Here is a 14,593-nt window from a genome sequence, read left to right on the forward strand (position 1 = left end):
GTTCAGGATGTAGAAGTCACGGCTCTGGAGCTTCCACGCGTACGGGGTACGAGCCGGCAGGTGAACGACACGCAGGCCCCTGGACCTGGGAACCGCCGTCACTGTTCTCCCACCTCCGTCCCTCCCACGCCGACGAGGAGGAGCTGGGCGGACAGACCGTTGGAGGCGTCGTCGCTTCGGGTGAGGCCCGCGTAGTGGATCTCGAATCCGGAGGCCCGCAGCAGCGCCTGGAATTCGTCGCTTGCCCACTCCCGCACATGGCTGGGGTTGCGCGGCGGTCCAGGGGTGTCGTAGCCGCTGCGGCACTCACGGGCCGGTGTGGACAGGACGGCAGCGGCGCTGCCCTCCCGCAGCAGGGCCAGGATGAGGGACAGGGCCGGGGCCGGGTCCACCAGGTGCTCGATCACGTCGGAGCAGATCACCACGGACCGGCGAACGAGGTTCGGGTCGAGCGGCAGCCGTTCTGCCGATTCGAGGTCCGCCTCCACCCAGTGTCCGAAGGGGTGGTTGTCGTGGCACCAGCGCAGGTTGTCCCCGAAGTCCACGCCGACGAAGGTCCAGTCGGGGTGCTCGGCGGCGAGCGAGGCCAGCTTGCCCGCCTGTCCGCAGCCGATGTCGATCACGACGTCACGGCCGAGCTCCTTGGCCCGTTCGGCGGCGTAGGGGTACACGTCGGGCTGCCAGGTGACGGTGTCGTCCGCCTCGTCAAGGAAGTACTCGACCTCGCTCCGGCTGCGATAGGCGCGGCGAATGAAGAAGGTCTCGGGGCCGCCTATCGGCTGCGAGGACTCGGAGAGGGCCGGGGGCTGCGGGGCATCGGGGCCGGTCAGGGGCTGTGATGTGGTCGGGGTGTCCGCGTGCACAGTCAGACTCCTTGCTTGCTCGGGTGTGTGGTGCGCCAGAGGGCACACGGCCTGCTTCGGCCGCGGGTTCGGCGCTCCCTCGGAGAGGGCCGGCTACTTCGGCCAGCGGGAGAACAGCGTGATCAGCCGCTCGACGAGCTCCTCGCGGATCACACGCCACTCCCGGTCTCCGGCGCGTCGCGCGGCGGAGGCGCGGTCGTACTCCGCCTGGCCGACTTCGGGTAGACACGCGTACATCTGGAGCAGGGCCGACCCGTCGTCGGAGGGTGCCGAGTCGGTGTCCGCCGCCAGCAGGGCCCTGATGTCCTCGGCGGGCATGGAGCCGTCGATTCCGGAGCCGGGGATGCTCTTACTCATCTTCGGCAGGCCCCCGAGGCCCGGGATCATCTTGGTGTAGATGCCGGCCAGCCGATCTGCGGGCAGACCCCAGCGTTCCGCGCCGCGCCGGGCGAGGGCGACGTACTTGTGCTCGTCGACGCCCAGGGACACCAGCACGTGCCGTCCTTCGCGCAGCAAGTGCACGAAGTCAGCGGCCATCAGCAACGTGGCCTGCTTCATGCCGTAGTTGAGGTGGTCGAAGACGCCGTGGTTGCGGTAGAGCCCGGCGAGGTCCTCCTCAGCCCACTGGAAGTCGTCGTCGTCCAGATGGCGCGAGAGCAGGAACGCGGTGGCCATGACATCGGTCTCGCCCTCCTGCCGACGCAGTACACCGCGCCCCGGGTCGAAGCCGAGCCCAAGCGCGAACTCCTCGTACTGGTCGGCCAGGCGGCGCACCGCGTCCAGCGGCGTGCGACGCGCGTTGTAGGAGTCGAGGTCGCCGAGCACGATCTGCACGTCGAGTCCGCACTGCTGGAGCTTGACCGCGCGCAGTAGTTGGAAGAGGGTGCCGGCGTGCGGCGGGCCGCCGAGTCCGACGCCAGTGGTGACGATCGCCGGCTGACCCCCAGAGACGGCGTCCGCGAACTCCCGCGCACCGGTGTGGCACACCCACTTCGTGTGCAGGTCGCCGGGGCTCATCCCCGCGAGGGCGAAGTCGATGGTGCCGAGGCCAAGGTGCTCGTACTGGTGCTGGTCGATGACGCTCTCGTAGTACGCGGTGTCGAACTTCATGCGATCCCCTCCAACTGAGGCTGCTCTCGTAGGGCGAAGGCCCGGCGGACCAGCGGCTCGAAGCCGTCGGCCAGCAGGTCCCCGATCACGGCGTTGCGAGGTGCGGCGACGCTGCCGAGGTCCGCGGTGACCGTTCCGTCGGCCAGGACCCAGACGCGGAACGGGTACGGGTCCTCGGGCGCCCGTGTGGGCTGGGCGAAGATCTCCACTGGGGCGACGGCGTCGCGCACCCCGTCCACGGCCCGGACGAAGTCATCACGCTCGAAGCCGTAGAGCTCCGCCTTGCCCGCGCTGGCACGGCCGATGGGCCTGTACTGGGAGATCAGCCAGTACTCGACCTCCGTGCGGTCAGCGATGCCGGTGACGAACTCCGCGAGCCGCGGCAGCTCCCGCACGGACGCGGCCGTGGTGAACGTGTTGAAGGCGAGTCGGCGCCGGTCGGCGACGAGGAACTCGACGTTGGACCGGAACCGTTCGAAGTAGCCCTGCCCGCGGAACCAGTCGGCCGAGTCCGCCTCCGGACCGTCGATGGCCAGGGAGTAGAGGGTCACGTGGTCGCGCACCCCCGCGTAACGGTCGCTCAGGAGCAGCCCGTTGGTGTGGAGATTGGTTTCGAATCCGGCTTCCCGTGCGTGCCGGAGGGCGACCTCCAGGTGGTTGTCGTAGGGCATCACGGGGTCGCCGCCGGTGAACACGACCCGGTGGGCTTCGGACTCGGTGCGGACCTGGTCGATGACCCTCCGGACGGTGTCCGGGTCCGTCTTGACCCGGTTGCGCTCCCGGTAGCAGAACCGGCACACACCCGGTGAGGCGCTGGTCGGTGCCAGGTCCCAGGCGTTGCAGTCGGTGTTGAGGACCAGGTGAACGATCGCGAGTTCGTCGTGCGTCAGCATGGGGCCTTCTCCTTGTTGCCAGGGCTGACCAGGAGGGCTGTCGGGGTGACGTGCCGAAGGAGCGAGCGGAGCTTGTCCGGGGCACCGCCGGTGAGGCGTACGAACTGCTGCAGCGTGTCCAGACCCGCGCCGGCGTCGATGATCGTGAGTGCCGTGTCGATGCCGGATTGGACGGTGGGCACCGCCTCGGACATCACCATGAGCAAAGCCGCGTTGAGGGCGACCGCGTTCCGCGCCTGACTGGGGTCATGGCCTGCCAGTACGCGTATCGCGGCGGCGACGTTCTCCCGAGGGTCCTCGTGTTGGGTGACGGACATCAGGTCCTGCGGCATCGAGGACGCGCCCTTGCGTACTTCGTCGTTGAAGGTCAGGTCCTCGTCGCCGGCGTTGATGCGGCAGGCTCGCACGGTGCTTCCGGGGATCAGTTCGTCGACCTGGACCGCCTTGCCAAGGCTGGAGTTGATGACCGTCACGTCGGGCAGGCCGAGTCTGGAGAGCAGCCGGGCGGAAGCGCCGACCGCAGGGTGCGAAAGGCCGTACACGTAGGCGGAACAGGTGACCGGGCTGAGGAGGGCGGGGAACGCCAGGCTGAGGGCGTGCACGGCCTGGAACCTGCCGCCGTAGCGACGGTCGAACTCGGGCACGCGGTTCTCGATGGAGAAGAACCCGAAGCCGGTCTCCGCCGTGATGTCGACCATCTCCTGGTGCGGCACCATGTCGCTCGTCGCGCCCACGAGGTCGATGAAGTCGCGGGACCCGGTCTTCGACGACGCACTGCGCGATCCGAGCTTGGCGACGTGTGCTCCCCCGGTGGCCGCCACCAGCGCGGCGGCGGTACTGAGGTTGATCGTCTTGAAGGTCTTCTTCCCGCTGCCCGTGTAGCCGACGAACCGCATGCCCTCCGGCGGCTGGTGGAAGTCCCAGTTGCTTCGGTCCAGGGATGTCGCGGCCTGGACAGCGGCCTCGACCTCCTCCAACCGTGGCCCCCGCAGGAGCAGTCCCGTCAGGACGCTTCCCAGCATCACGTCGCGCGTGTGGCCCTCCGGTAAGGCGAGGATGCGCGTGATCCCGTCGTGGACGTCCTGGGGTGGAATGTCGGCAGGTGAGTTGATCTTGTGGGCCAGCAATGGCGTTGTGACCGCCATGGCGTGGGCTCCTTCCGTCACGTGTCGGATGTGAGCAGGACCTTGAAGGGGCGATGGCGGGCTTCGTTGTTCAGGGCCGCCAGTCCCTGCGGCAGTTCGCCGAGGGGAAATCGGTCTCGGGTCATGAGGGCGGCCCAGTCGCCGCCCTTGGCGATGACGTCGATGGCGTCTCGGAAGTCGTCATGGCCGTCCGCGCGGCAGTACGAGAAGGAGCCGCGCAGGGTGATCGAGCGACGGAAGACATCCCGCAGGGGGACCGAGAGAACGACGCGGGGCGCGTAGGCGTTCTGGACGAGAACCGTTCCCCCGTCACGAACAGCCTTCAGCGCCTGGCGTATGGGGGCGTCGCTGTGACCAGACGCGGCGTCCACGACGGCGTCGCACGCCGGCAGCTCGGCGGAGTGGAGAGTGATGTGCCGGTCGAGGACGTAGCGCAGTTGATGCGATCGCGAGGGTTCCCTGACCAGCATGTGCACGTCCCACCCCGCCTCCGCCGCGCAGATGGCCGTACACACCGCAAGGACGCCGCCCCCGATGATGCCGAGCCGCCCCATGGGCACACGTAGCCCGCAGCGGACTCCGTGCAGGGCCGCCGCCATCGGATCGGCGAGGACTCCGTGCGCGGGATCGTGCAGGTGGCGAAGCGGGACGATGCTGTCGCGGGGCGCCCGTACGCAACCGGCGAGACCTCCGGGAAGATCCCACCCGATGCGCTGGAGTCGTGGGCAGAGGTGGACATGGCCGCGGTCGCAGTAGTGGCACGAGCGGCAGGAGACCAGCGGGTCGATTGCGACCCAGTCACCCGTCTCCGTGTCTACACCGACGATCTCGTGCCCGGGGTACCACGGTTCCGGCAACTGTCCTTGCCAAGGGTGATTGAGCTTCGCGACGTCGCTTCCGCACAATCCCGTGAAGCGTGTCTCGATGAGCGTCGTGTTGGGTGCCGAGGACATGGCGACCGGAGCGGGGAGTCGGCTGAGGACTCCGTTCTCAACTGCCCACGCGTACGGGCCGGTCATCGCTGCCCCCATCTGTCCAGCAAGGTGGGGAGAGTTTCCACGTCGGGTATCGCCCTGCCGGACCAAGCGGTCTCGCCGAACACGAGGCCACTCGGCCCGCCCCGACGTTCCACGCGCACAGCACGCATGCCGGCCCGCTCTGAGCCGGCAAGCTCGTCACCGCCGCCGTCGCCGCAGTAGAGGGCCTGCTGCGGGGCGACACCGAGGGCTCGGAGGACCGAGCGGAAGAGCAGACGGTCGGGCTTCACCGCACCCGCCCGGCAGCTGAACACGACAGCGTCGAAGTGTGGCGCGAGGTCGCTTGCGCTCCACGCTTCGGCGATGTCCGGGGACGCGTCGCTGAGGACGGCCAGCCTGGTGCCACCGCGCCGAAGCTGCTCCAGCGCCGGCAGGAGAGAGGCATCGGCCTGGAGACGGACATGGGCGAGCCGGGTCAGGAGCACTTCCAGCTCATTCACACAGGCCGCGGAGGCGTCGCAGCGGGCGACGAGGTGAACCGCCACCTCGGTGGTGGACGCCATCTGCCCGTCGTGCCTCGCCTGCCAACTGTCGGACAGCACCGACTCGGCGACCGCCGGGGATACGCGCAGTATCGCGGCGAACTGGGCAGCGGCAGCCCTCCGCTCGACCACACTCGGGGCTGCGACGAGCGTGCCGAATAGATCGAGTATCACTGCGGTCGGGCGTGGAGCCGGAGCAGCAGAACTCCGCTGGAGTGACGTGCCAAGGAGTACGTCGCCCACTGGGTGCGAGGCGATCGCGGACGGACTCGTCGGCAAGGCGGTGCACGTCGGCCGATAGCGCATGGTGAAGCCCCTCCGATCTCGTACGGATACTGGAGACCGAGGCGGGTAAGCGACCGCCGCGTCGGTGTGACCATGACAGCGGCTCGGAGCTGTGCGGAGTATCACAAGCCGTTCCTGAAGCTGCTCATCAGCAGCTCATGGCCGGGCGACCTGACTTTTCAACATCCGCTTACACACGGGTTCATGACAGGCAGACTTAGGCTCCGGATCATGACCAGGGATGGGCAGGCGGTAGGCGCGGTGGGTAAGAGTCGCCCGGGGTGGCGTCCGGACAAGTTGAGACAGCAACGCGAAGCTCACGGCCTGACGCTCGAAGGCGCGGGCGAGCAGGTGCGCGAGGTGGCCCGGGCCGCGGGGCTCACGGTGCCAGCCGCCAACTTTCAGACGCTGTGGCAGCACGAGCAGGGAGAGGTCTACCCCGGACCGCACTATCGTCGCGCGTACTGCCTTCTGTACCGCGCGACCGAGCCCGAGCTCGGCTTCCGTAACGCTCTGCCCGACGAGGCCACGAAGCTCAAGTTCACCGCGTCGAGCGAACCGCAGAACGGCGCCCACGTCCTGGCCGTGGAACGGGCGTTGCACCAGCTGGCGCCGAGCGCGGAGGACGCCGACGGTCTGGGCGTCCAGCAGCGAATCCTCGATGCCTGGAAGCGGCGTCACACCGGCGGTGATCCGAACCGGCCGACCCTGATGATGGTCGGCGGCTATGCGGGCAGCGGGAAGTCGGAGTTCGCCCGCTTCGTTTCGCAACTCACTGGATGGCCCGTCCTCGACAAGGACCCGATCACGCGCCCGCTCGTCGAGCGCCTCCTTGTTGAAATGGGCAGCGAGCCCAACGACCGGCACACCGACCTCTACCGGGAGAAGGTCCGCCCGCTGGAGTACCAGTGCCTGTTGGAGACCGCGTACGCGAACGTCGACTGCGCGATCAGCACCGTCCTCTCCGCACCCTTCATCGCCGAGACCACAGACCCTCGGTGGATGCGGCGCCTGATCAACCGCTGCGAAGCCCGTGGCGTCACCGTCGCAGTCGTCTGGATTCAGTGCGACCTCGACACGATGCACGAGTACATCAGTTTCCGGTCCGCTGCCCGGGACAGCTGGAAACTCCAGAACTGGGACACGTACGCCGCCGGGATCGATCTTGAGCTGCGGCCCGTCGTGCCGCATTTGGTTGTCGACAACCGGCTCGGCTCCGCGATATCGCTCACGGACCAGGTGCGCCAGGTCTTCGGGACGGTGTTCCAGTGAGGCAGGGCATCCTGCTGTACGGGCCGCCGGCGGCGGGCAAGGACACGATCACGGCGGCGCTCACCAAACTCGACGCGCGGTACGTACCGTTCACCCGGCTGAAGATCGGGACAGGGAAGACCCAGGGCTACCGGATGGGCGCACCGGAGCAGCTGGGCGCCCTGGAGGCACGCGGCGATGTCATCTACCGCAACGACCGGTACGGCAACATCTACGTCGTTGACCGCCCCGGCCTCGACCAGGCCATGGAGGGCGGCAAGACCCCCGTCGTCCACCTCGGCCAGATGGCGGGGATGGAGAGGGTGACCGCCCTGTACCCGGCGCGCTGGGTACGCGTTCTGCTGTGGTGCTCCAAGGAGACCACCGCTCGACGATCACCCCAGCGGGGCGACACCGACACGGCCGCGCGGCTGGCCGCGTGGGATGCCACTCAGGCCGATCTTGCGGCTCACCCACGGGCCCAGTGGGAACTGCGCGTGGACACGGACGCCACGGCACCCCATGAAACCGCACAGAGGATCGACGACATCGTCCGCACCACGCCACCTCGCTCATGACGCCAGGACGTCAGCGCCTCAGCGGATGCGACCTGCTCAACTCGGGTTGTCCGGGTCCCGCTCAAGGCGCAGAGCTTCCAGGGCCTCAGCGATATCGAGCTGATCGTCTCTGTTCCCGTCCCACCGGGCAAGCGTCGCGGCAGCCGCGTGCATAAGGGAGTCCGGCAGCCCGGCGTCGGCGAGAAGGGCCGCCGCGTCCTCAAGCTCTGGGCCCCAACGCCAGGCGCGGGCAGCGGTCTTGGGGATGTAGTCGGTCTCCACGAGGTAGCTGCGGGTGCGCTTGGCTGCGATCACCAGCAGTTCGTCCGCGACCCCGTACGTGTCCGCCGCCCCGTAGGCCACGGCAGCCAGCACCCGGGACACCTTCTGGTAGCTGGAGTACGCGAGCTTGAGTGCGGAGGCTTTGCCGATGCTGTCGCCCAGGATGTGGGTCCGCACATCGGTGCCGGCGAAAAGTTCGGCGATCCGGTCGGCCTGCTCGACGGCGCCGGAAAGGTAGAGCGTCGGGGACTTGCCGCCCATCGGAGGCGATCCGACCACCGCGGCATCGATGACCCGCATCGGGGCCAGGCGGTCTGCGATATTCACCACGCGCGACGGCGAGACGGCGTTCGCGTCGACATAGATCGTGCCCGCTTCGGACATGCCGAGCTCGGCTACCTGGCCGGCGGTCTCCTCCGCTGCGGCGGGAGGGCATAGAGAGAGCAGCACATCGGAGCGGGAGACGAGCTCGGGCAGCGCCGCGGCTTCGAGGCCCACGCGCTCGGCCCGGCGGTGGGTTGCGTCGCTGCGTCCGTCGGGGCACCACAGCACGATGTGGCCGCTCGCGCGCAGCTGGGCGCCGAAGGCGGATCCCATGCTGCCGGGGTGCAACAGCCCAACGGTGCTCGTCATGCCGTGGTCCTTGTGCGGTCGGCGGAGTGCAAAAGCAGCAGGTCGATGGCGGCGCGTGCATGCGGCACCACATGGTCCGGCCCAGGATCGTCCGGCGGCCAGGAACGGCCGTTGTCGACCCAGATGGTGCGCAGCCCTGCGGAGCGTCCACCGCCGATGTCGTTGACCGGGTTGTCCCCGACCATCCAGCCACCGTCGCCCAGCACGGTGCCGCAGCGGGTCGCCGCCAGGGCGAAGTGCCGGGTCTGCGGCTTGCGCGCGTCAGCCTCCTCGGAGACGAAGACGCCGTCCACGCGCTCGGAGATACCGGTGGCCCGCAGCTTGGCGCGTTGGATATCCGCCGCACCGTTGGTCGCCACCCCCACTCGCCAGCCGGCCGTACGCAGCTCGTCCAAGCCGTCGAGGACTCCGGCCTGGCACGACACCAATGCCGCAAAGTCGGTGCAGTACGTGTGCCACAACTCCGCAGTTGACATGGGCAGTCGGTACCGGGTGCGGATCGCGTCAAAAGTGGACGGATACGCTCGCTCAGCCACGATGCTCAGAATGTACGTCTGTTCCTCGGCCTCCAGACCATGGCGGGTGGTGAAGCCGGCGACCCAGTCGACGAGCGTTCCCCGCCGGTCCACGAGTGTGTTGTCGAGGTCAAAGAGAACCAGGAGGCGCTGCACATCTTGCACCCTACGCGCGACGGTCAGCTCTGTGCTCGGGGCCGCTGCCAGGCACTACGGTCACAAGGAGACGGCGCTACATCCCCAAGATTGAACAGGGCTGTGGTTGGCACGAACCTGACCCCCGCGAGAGGGGGACCAACGGCGGTGCCAGCATGGCGTATGGTTGGGGCACCGACGCGGGGTGGAGCAGCTCGGTAGCTCGCTGGGCTCATAACCCAGAGGTCGCAGGTTCAAATCCTGTCCCCGCTACGAGAGGGATGTCTCAGGACATTCTGGACGGCCGAACTTGCTAGTTAGGGGTTCGGCCGTCTGTTATTTCATTCGATGGGTCGGGTGGTGTCTACCCAATGACACACGTGCGCTCGCAGCGACCACTCGCGAGGTTCCCTAGCTCCTGACACGATCTTGCTCGGCGCCCTGCGCACCCCGGGGTGTACTCGCGGCGGGCGGCGGCGATTTGCGACGAGCGGCTAAGGTTGTGCCGTGACGGATGACTCTACGCGTACTCCCAGTGGCCCCGAGCACCAGCAGGTGCGGGTGCCGGTGCTCAAGAGCCTCATGGAGGCAGGTTGGGATTCGGGCCAGCTGCAGTGGAAGCCTGAATGGCGCGTACCGCAGTCACCCCACGACGCTGCGAAGCGAGAGGACGGAAAGTCCTTCGCTGGTTGGCCTGTCGATCTGGCCATTTTTGATGATGTGCGGAATGCAGGTGATTGGGAACACCTCCTGGTCATCTGTGAATTCAAGCAGCCTACGATCGATGCTGGCATTTCGCAGCTCGAGATCTATCTCAGCCGTGAGCCACGTGCGCGCATGGGTTATTGGACCAATGGTTCCGATAACGTCAGGGTCTATAAGTTGGCCGACGGCAGGTTTCAGCGTGTCCGAAACCGTGGCCTGCCACAGCCCGGAGAAGAGTTTACGCGCCCCTCCGAGAAGCCGTTGACGTTCAGCGACTTGGTTACGCCAAAGAACGGTCAGCTGCGGTCAATCTTTAGTCGGCTGTTGGATGTCGTGGTTGCGAGAGATAGTCGATCAACTCGTTCAGAAGCGCAACTCAACGAACTTTGCAACCTCCTGCTACTTAAGCTGGAGTCAGATTCAAACGCGTCGTATGACCCCAGCAAGCCGGTCGCTTTCCAGCTCTCTCAGGGAGGGGAAGTTGCGACAGGTAAGGCGATGAGGGCACAGTTCGATGCTCTTAAGAATTTCCGACCAGAAGTTTTTGCTGACCATCGGGAAGGCGCCCTCGAGCTGGATGATCACACCATTCAGGAAGCGGTGTATGAGCTTTCCAATTTGAACCTGAATGATGTGGGTCCTGAAGCGATTTCTTCCGCTTTTCAGGTGTTTCGCCGGGCGAACCTGAAGGCGGGGGAAGGGCAGTACTTCACCCCTCAGCGTGTAATCGCTGCCGCCGTCAAAATGATGGATATTCGCCTGGAAGACAGGATCATCGACCCAGCATGTGGAACGGGCGGGTTTCTCACCGAAGCGTTCCTTTCGTTGGTCGATCGCATCCCCGCTGGCGACTCTGCTGCTGCAGCGAGAACTTGGGCGCACCGGAACGTCTATGGAGTTGACAAAGACTCCATTAACGTCAAGCTTACCCGGGCGATTATGGTGGGTCTTGGCGACGGATCTGTCAATGTGCACATTGGCGATTCGATAAGGGAGGACAGGTGGGCAAAGGACTACCCTCAGCTTGAGCGGCCTCTCAGCGACGGGTCGTTCACTGTGGTGATCACAAACCCGCCTTTCGGTAAGAACCTGAAGGTCAGCAAGGTTGATGCGCGCCGCAACAATTACAGTATCGCGGCCGCAGCCAATCGGAAGCCGGGTGAGTATGCGGATCTCGAAATTGGCCTCGTCTTTCTTGAGCGCGCGCACAGACTCCTGATGAAGGGGGGCAGGCTCGGGATTATCCTGCCGGAAACGTACTTCTTTTCGCCCACATATAAATGGCTACCAGAATGGCTGAGTGATCGGTTCACTCTTCGGGGCGTCCTCAACATCCCCATGGAAGCGTTTCAAGGGTTCTGTCGAGCAAAGACCAACTTCTACGTCTTTGAGAAGAAGTGATTTCCATGGTGCATAGGCCAGCTTGGTTTCGTGAAGGTCAGGTATTTGTCTCTTACGCCCCGACTGTAGGTATCAACAAGGACGGCGAGGATCTATTCGTCGTTGCTGCTGATACTGGAACTCGAACAGACGTAATCGACGACCAGATCGCCGCAGATGTCACTGCCCTGGTGGACGAGTTCGGTACGACGGAAACGAGTCGTTGGGTAGATAAGAGCGAGCTCACTGAGCAGCTGATTGCCGTTCCAAACTATTTCGATGAACGTTCAGTGCGTGACTTCTTCGCGCTTATGGATGCGCCAGAAATGGGAGCTTTCACGAGCGCTTCTATCGGAGAATTGGTTGACGAGGGGCTGCTGGTCTCGATGCATGGGCATGGAAGCCCGTCAGCAGACTTTCGAACCGGGCACGTCCCTTACATCAAAGTCTCCGATATTCGCGCCGGGCAGGTGAATATTAATCCGACGAATCGTGTGCCGGATGTGGTTGCCGAGCGTTTCTGGAAGGGGAGTGAATCCGGGCTCGAAGAATATGACCTGATCACCCCGATTCGCACCAGCAAGAATATCGGCGATTTTGCGGTAATCATGCCGGGGCAAGAGAGGGTCGTGCTGACCAAGGAGGTATTGGTGCTGCGGGCCTCAGAGTCCGCCTCCTTCGATAACTTCTATCTCTTGTGGGCAATGACGCTGAAGGCGGTGCGCCGGCAGTGGGATCGCGTCGTCTTCATGCAGACCAACCGTGAAGATGTCGGCCGACGGTATAGGGAAATTCGTATCCCTGTCCCTCCGAGCCGCGAAGCGGCAGACGAGGTCTCGAAGGCGTTTCGGGACTACTACCTGGGGACGCAGCGGCTGCGCGAGAACCTGGTGACCTATCTGGCGAACGACGACAAGCATCACATCTTCATGTCGAGCGTCGCTGCGGCGGTGGAAGATCTTGAAGATGAGGCTGACGACGTTGAGTGACCGTCGGGCAATCTCATGGCTGCAGCGGTGGACTAGGGACTGATCTGCGTGAGCGTTGCGTGAGCGGACGGTCCAGCACTCGTTGGACCGGGCATCACGTCGCCGAGCTCGGCAAGTCTCTGACCTGGCAAAACTGGATCAGACATGATCACGAATCACCACCCGTCACGATCATGCAGGCCCTCGTAATGCGTAGGTCTCGGGTTCGAATCCCGAAGGCGGCTCCAATGTCAACCCCAGGTCGAATCTCTGACCTGGGGTTCTCTTGTTTCTTTGACCTTGGAACCGCTGTAAATCGGGCGCTTGTGGCACGTGCATCGAAGCTCGGTAGCGGCGGGAATGTCTGGTCCTGACTGCTGTCACTCCGGGCTCGGTCCTGACGTTGATCACGGGTGTGAGCACGCGAGCAATTCCGCACCCGCCCCGGATTATGGACGGCGGCTGGCGCGCCGAGTGCGGGGCGGGTGCCGATCTACGCGCACTGACCGGGTCGCCGACTGGTCGGCGAGGTCTCCGCGAGCATCGCCGAGACCTGGGCCGCCGCCCAGTTCGGGCAGGAGGTGACCGCGTTCGGCACCTACGGCGGCATCGGAGTCGACGCCGCCTTCCTGTTCGCCCGCAGGCTCAAGCGCGGCACCCTCGGCCCTGAACTGTAGGAGATCGCAGGTATGTTGCAGAACCCGGAGGCTGCGCGATACGGCCTCCGGGAGGATGCGGTCGGCTGCGGCGCGCAGGGTCGCGTCACCGCAATCAACGGTGCGGCACGTCGGTTCCGCGGCCTGCCTGCGGAGGGACTCGAAGGGCGCCTCTCCGAGATCGGCTCGATCCGGCCGCGAGCGACACGCTGACGCCGGGGTAGGAAGTGCGGGACGAGGCCCTGTCGGTCGGCGACCGGCTGCCGGTGGTCAACAGCTGGAGGAGCGTGTGCCGTTCGGTGAGGACGACCTGTCGCTTTCGCGGACCGTGGCCCACTCCGCGTCCGTCATGTCGGTCGGATACCAGTGCCCGCCGCTCGGGTTGCCCGCGGGGTTGCCGTACGTGCGGGTGAAGCAGCCACACTCCCACATGTCCGAAATGGACTGTTCCCCAGCAGGCCGATACAACTGCGGCAAACAGGGCCTCCGAGTAAGCGGTGGGGTAGACACCCTCTGTGCTACTGGGAGGCCCGGCCCTCGTGCCCCGGCAGGGCCGCAATCATCTGAACAGCACACCCATACGGAACCCCCAGCCCCACACTCGGTTTCGGGAACCCTTTTCAGTGCGCTCGGACGAACTCCATATTGACCGAGTACATGAACTGGCCGACCCCCACGCACTCCCAGCCGACGGCTTCGACGGATCGCACGACCAGGTCGATCTCCTTGCGAATCTTCTTCATGGGGTTCCTGACCCGGGCCATGCCCCGGGGGTCGATGTCGATGGACGCTTCGAAGGTGTCGTCCCCTTGCGCGTGCGCGCGCCTGGCGTCCGCGACGAGCTTCTGCATCCGGATCGCGTGCAGTATTCCCACGTGCGCCTCCCGCTCTGGGCCGCCGTGGGCCCGTTTGCCGTCCCAATTGCCGTACGAGCGCGTGTGATTGGTGACGGAATTCCCTATTTGGATGGTTGCATGACATAAATGCCGGGCAGTGTGTGTGCTCTGCAAACGTCAACTGCTCGTGCCGCGCGCTCGATGGCACGGCATGCAAGGGCGCGGGCCGGGTTCGGTGCCGCCGCCGGATCAGCGATCCTGCTCAGAGGCTCGAACTCGTCGGCCGCTCTCCCGGAATGAGCAGTAGCTCAATCAGGAGGGCCCTGCGTGCTATGGCTCCGGCCGACAGGGCGGAAATGATCAGTTCACAGGTAGATACGTGATCGGCGACGGTCAGCTCCCAGGAGGCGTCGGGCCGACGGTCACAGGACTGACGTCGCGTTGATGGCTGTCGTCCTTCCCTCCCCAGGTGTACAACCGGGCGAGCCTGTACGGACAAGGACCCGGCCTCCGAGCTCCATGCCCTGCTCGACGCGGTCACCACTGGACGCGGCTTTGACCTCTACCGCCCGTTGAGCGAACTACCGGTGGCAGTGGTCGTGGGTCTGGGCAGGTGGGCTGGTGATGTCGGGGGCGAGTGGTCTGGCGACGGCGCCTCGGAGACGCTGGAGCGGGTGTGGGTCGGCCGCACAGTCGTCGCCGGGTGCGAGCCGCTTCCGCTCCCATTCGCCGAGGAGCCGACGAGATTGCCCGTCACCTCGACCGCGGCGCCGCAGACGAGCAGCGCTGCGGCCAGCGCGGTCAGTCCGACGGAGGCGCGTAGTGCGCGGGATGCCGTGGAACGTGGGTCGAATTCCATC

At 65.8% G+C, this 14,593-nt stretch carries 14 protein-coding genes and 1 tRNA gene; 5 read left to right on the forward strand and 10 right to left on the reverse strand.

Annotated elements, in window-relative coordinates; genetic code table 11:
- Positions 1 to 98 precede the first annotated feature (98 nt).
- The 6 genes from ACYUED_RS24955 to ACYUED_RS24980 all read right to left on the reverse strand — a co-directional run bounded on the left by ACYUED_RS24955 (position 99) and on the right by ACYUED_RS24980 (position 5,704).
- The gene (locus tag ACYUED_RS24955) at positions 99 to 863 is read right to left on the reverse strand and encodes a class I SAM-dependent methyltransferase (protein ID WP_491285202.1); all 765 of its coding nucleotides are present in this window, start codon (positions 861 to 863) and stop codon (positions 99 to 101) included.
- Between the two features lie 93 nt (positions 864 to 956).
- A complete protein-coding gene (locus tag ACYUED_RS24960) occupies positions 957 to 1,973 on the reverse strand; it encodes a nucleotidyl transferase family protein (protein WP_491285203.1) in 1,017 nt (338 codons plus the stop codon).
- Positions 1,970 to 2,866, reverse strand: coding sequence for a radical SAM protein (locus tag ACYUED_RS24965; protein WP_152170686.1), 897 nt, complete (start codon positions 2,864 to 2,866; stop codon positions 1,970 to 1,972). Before ACYUED_RS24965 ends, ACYUED_RS24960 begins: the two co-directional genes overlap by 4 nt.
- Positions 2,860 to 4,011 (reverse strand): hypothetical protein, encoded by a 1,152-nt coding sequence (locus ACYUED_RS24970; RefSeq protein ID WP_491285206.1) that lies wholly within the window; start codon positions 4,009 to 4,011, stop codon positions 2,860 to 2,862. Before ACYUED_RS24970 ends, ACYUED_RS24965 begins: the two co-directional genes overlap by 7 nt.
- A gap of 17 nt (positions 4,012 to 4,028) precedes the next feature.
- Positions 4,029 to 5,042, reverse strand: coding sequence for a zinc-dependent alcohol dehydrogenase (locus ACYUED_RS24975; RefSeq protein WP_491285208.1), 1,014 nt, complete (start codon positions 5,040 to 5,042; stop codon positions 4,029 to 4,031).
- The gene (locus tag ACYUED_RS24980) at positions 5,027 to 5,704 is read right to left on the reverse strand and encodes an HAD family hydrolase (protein ID WP_491285210.1); all 678 of its coding nucleotides are present in this window, start codon (positions 5,702 to 5,704) and stop codon (positions 5,027 to 5,029) included. The genes ACYUED_RS24975 and ACYUED_RS24980 overlap by 16 nt, the downstream gene beginning before the upstream one ends.
- 342 nt (positions 5,705 to 6,046) lie before the next feature.
- On the opposite strand from ACYUED_RS24980, the gene ACYUED_RS24985 reads away from it, so the two are divergent.
- Positions 6,047 to 7,087, forward strand: a complete 1,041-nt coding sequence (locus tag ACYUED_RS24985) for an AAA family ATPase (protein WP_266682839.1) — start codon at positions 6,047 to 6,049, stop codon at positions 7,085 to 7,087.
- Entirely contained in the window at positions 7,084 to 7,644 is a 561-nt protein-coding gene (locus tag ACYUED_RS24990; protein WP_491285212.1) for a phosphotransferase-like protein, read from the forward strand. Before ACYUED_RS24985 ends, ACYUED_RS24990 begins: the two co-directional genes overlap by 4 nt.
- 36 nt (positions 7,645 to 7,680) lie before the next feature.
- Here the strand turns inward: ACYUED_RS24990 and ACYUED_RS24995 are convergent, their stop codons facing one another.
- Together ACYUED_RS24995 and ACYUED_RS25000 are read right to left on the reverse strand one after the other, a co-directional pair.
- Positions 7,681 to 8,538 carry an NAD(P)-dependent oxidoreductase gene (locus ACYUED_RS24995; protein ID WP_491285214.1) on the reverse strand — a complete coding sequence of 286 codons (858 nt, stop codon included), beginning with the start codon at positions 8,536 to 8,538 and terminating at the stop codon, positions 7,681 to 7,683.
- Entirely contained in the window at positions 8,535 to 9,209 is a 675-nt protein-coding gene (locus ACYUED_RS25000; RefSeq protein WP_491285216.1) for an HAD family hydrolase, read from the reverse strand. Before ACYUED_RS25000 ends, ACYUED_RS24995 begins: the two co-directional genes overlap by 4 nt.
- Positions 9,210 to 9,387: 178 nt before the next feature.
- Here ACYUED_RS25000 and ACYUED_RS25005 point away from each other — a divergent pair.
- The 3 genes from ACYUED_RS25005 (at position 9,388) to ACYUED_RS25015 (ending at position 12,262) form a co-directional block, all read left to right on the forward strand.
- A tRNA-Met gene (locus ACYUED_RS25005) sits at positions 9,388 to 9,461 on the forward strand.
- Positions 9,462 to 9,755: 294 nt separating this feature from the next.
- Positions 9,756 to 11,294 (forward strand): HsdM family class I SAM-dependent methyltransferase, encoded by a 1,539-nt coding sequence (locus tag ACYUED_RS25010; protein WP_491285218.1) that lies wholly within the window; start codon positions 9,756 to 9,758, stop codon positions 11,292 to 11,294.
- Entirely contained in the window at positions 11,291 to 12,262 is a 972-nt protein-coding gene (locus tag ACYUED_RS25015) for a restriction endonuclease subunit S domain-containing protein (protein WP_491285220.1), read from the forward strand. The genes ACYUED_RS25010 and ACYUED_RS25015 overlap by 4 nt, the downstream gene beginning before the upstream one ends.
- 1,255 nt (positions 12,263 to 13,517) lie before the next feature.
- On the opposite strand, the gene ACYUED_RS25020 is transcribed toward ACYUED_RS25015, so the two are convergent.
- Positions 13,518 to 13,772: a hypothetical protein gene (locus ACYUED_RS25020; RefSeq protein WP_491285222.1), complete on the reverse strand. Its 255-nt coding sequence runs from the start codon at positions 13,770 to 13,772 to the stop codon at positions 13,518 to 13,520.
- Between the two features lie 523 nt (positions 13,773 to 14,295).
- Positions 14,296 to 14,592 carry a hypothetical protein gene (locus tag ACYUED_RS25025; protein ID WP_491285224.1) on the reverse strand — a complete coding sequence of 99 codons (297 nt, stop codon included), beginning with the start codon at positions 14,590 to 14,592 and terminating at the stop codon, positions 14,296 to 14,298.
- Position 14,593 lies beyond the last annotated feature (1 nt).

The organism is Streptomyces sp. DF42, assembly GCF_058267695.1.

Coding starts and splice junctions, on each gene's coding strand:
- ACYUED_RS24975 (WP_491285208.1), bottom strand. CDS start 5,042: ATGGGGGCAGCGATGACCGGCCCGTACGCGTGGGCAGTTGAGAACGGA.
- ACYUED_RS24985 (WP_266682839.1), top strand. CDS start 6,047: ATGACCAGGGATGGGCAGGCGGTAGGCGCGGTGGGTAAGAGTCGCCCG.
- ACYUED_RS24995 (WP_491285214.1), bottom strand. CDS start 8,538: ATGACGAGCACCGTTGGGCTGTTGCACCCCGGCAGCATGGGATCCGCC.
- ACYUED_RS24965 (WP_152170686.1), bottom strand. CDS start 2,866: ATGCTGACGCACGACGAACTCGCGATCGTTCACCTGGTCCTCAACACC.
- ACYUED_RS24960 (WP_491285203.1), bottom strand. CDS start 1,973: ATGAAGTTCGACACCGCGTACTACGAGAGCGTCATCGACCAGCACCAG.
- ACYUED_RS25025 (WP_491285224.1), bottom strand. CDS start 14,592: ATGGAATTCGACCCACGTTCCACGGCATCCCGCGCACTACGCGCCTCC.
- ACYUED_RS24970 (WP_491285206.1), bottom strand. CDS start 4,011: ATGGCGGTCACAACGCCATTGCTGGCCCACAAGATCAACTCACCTGCC.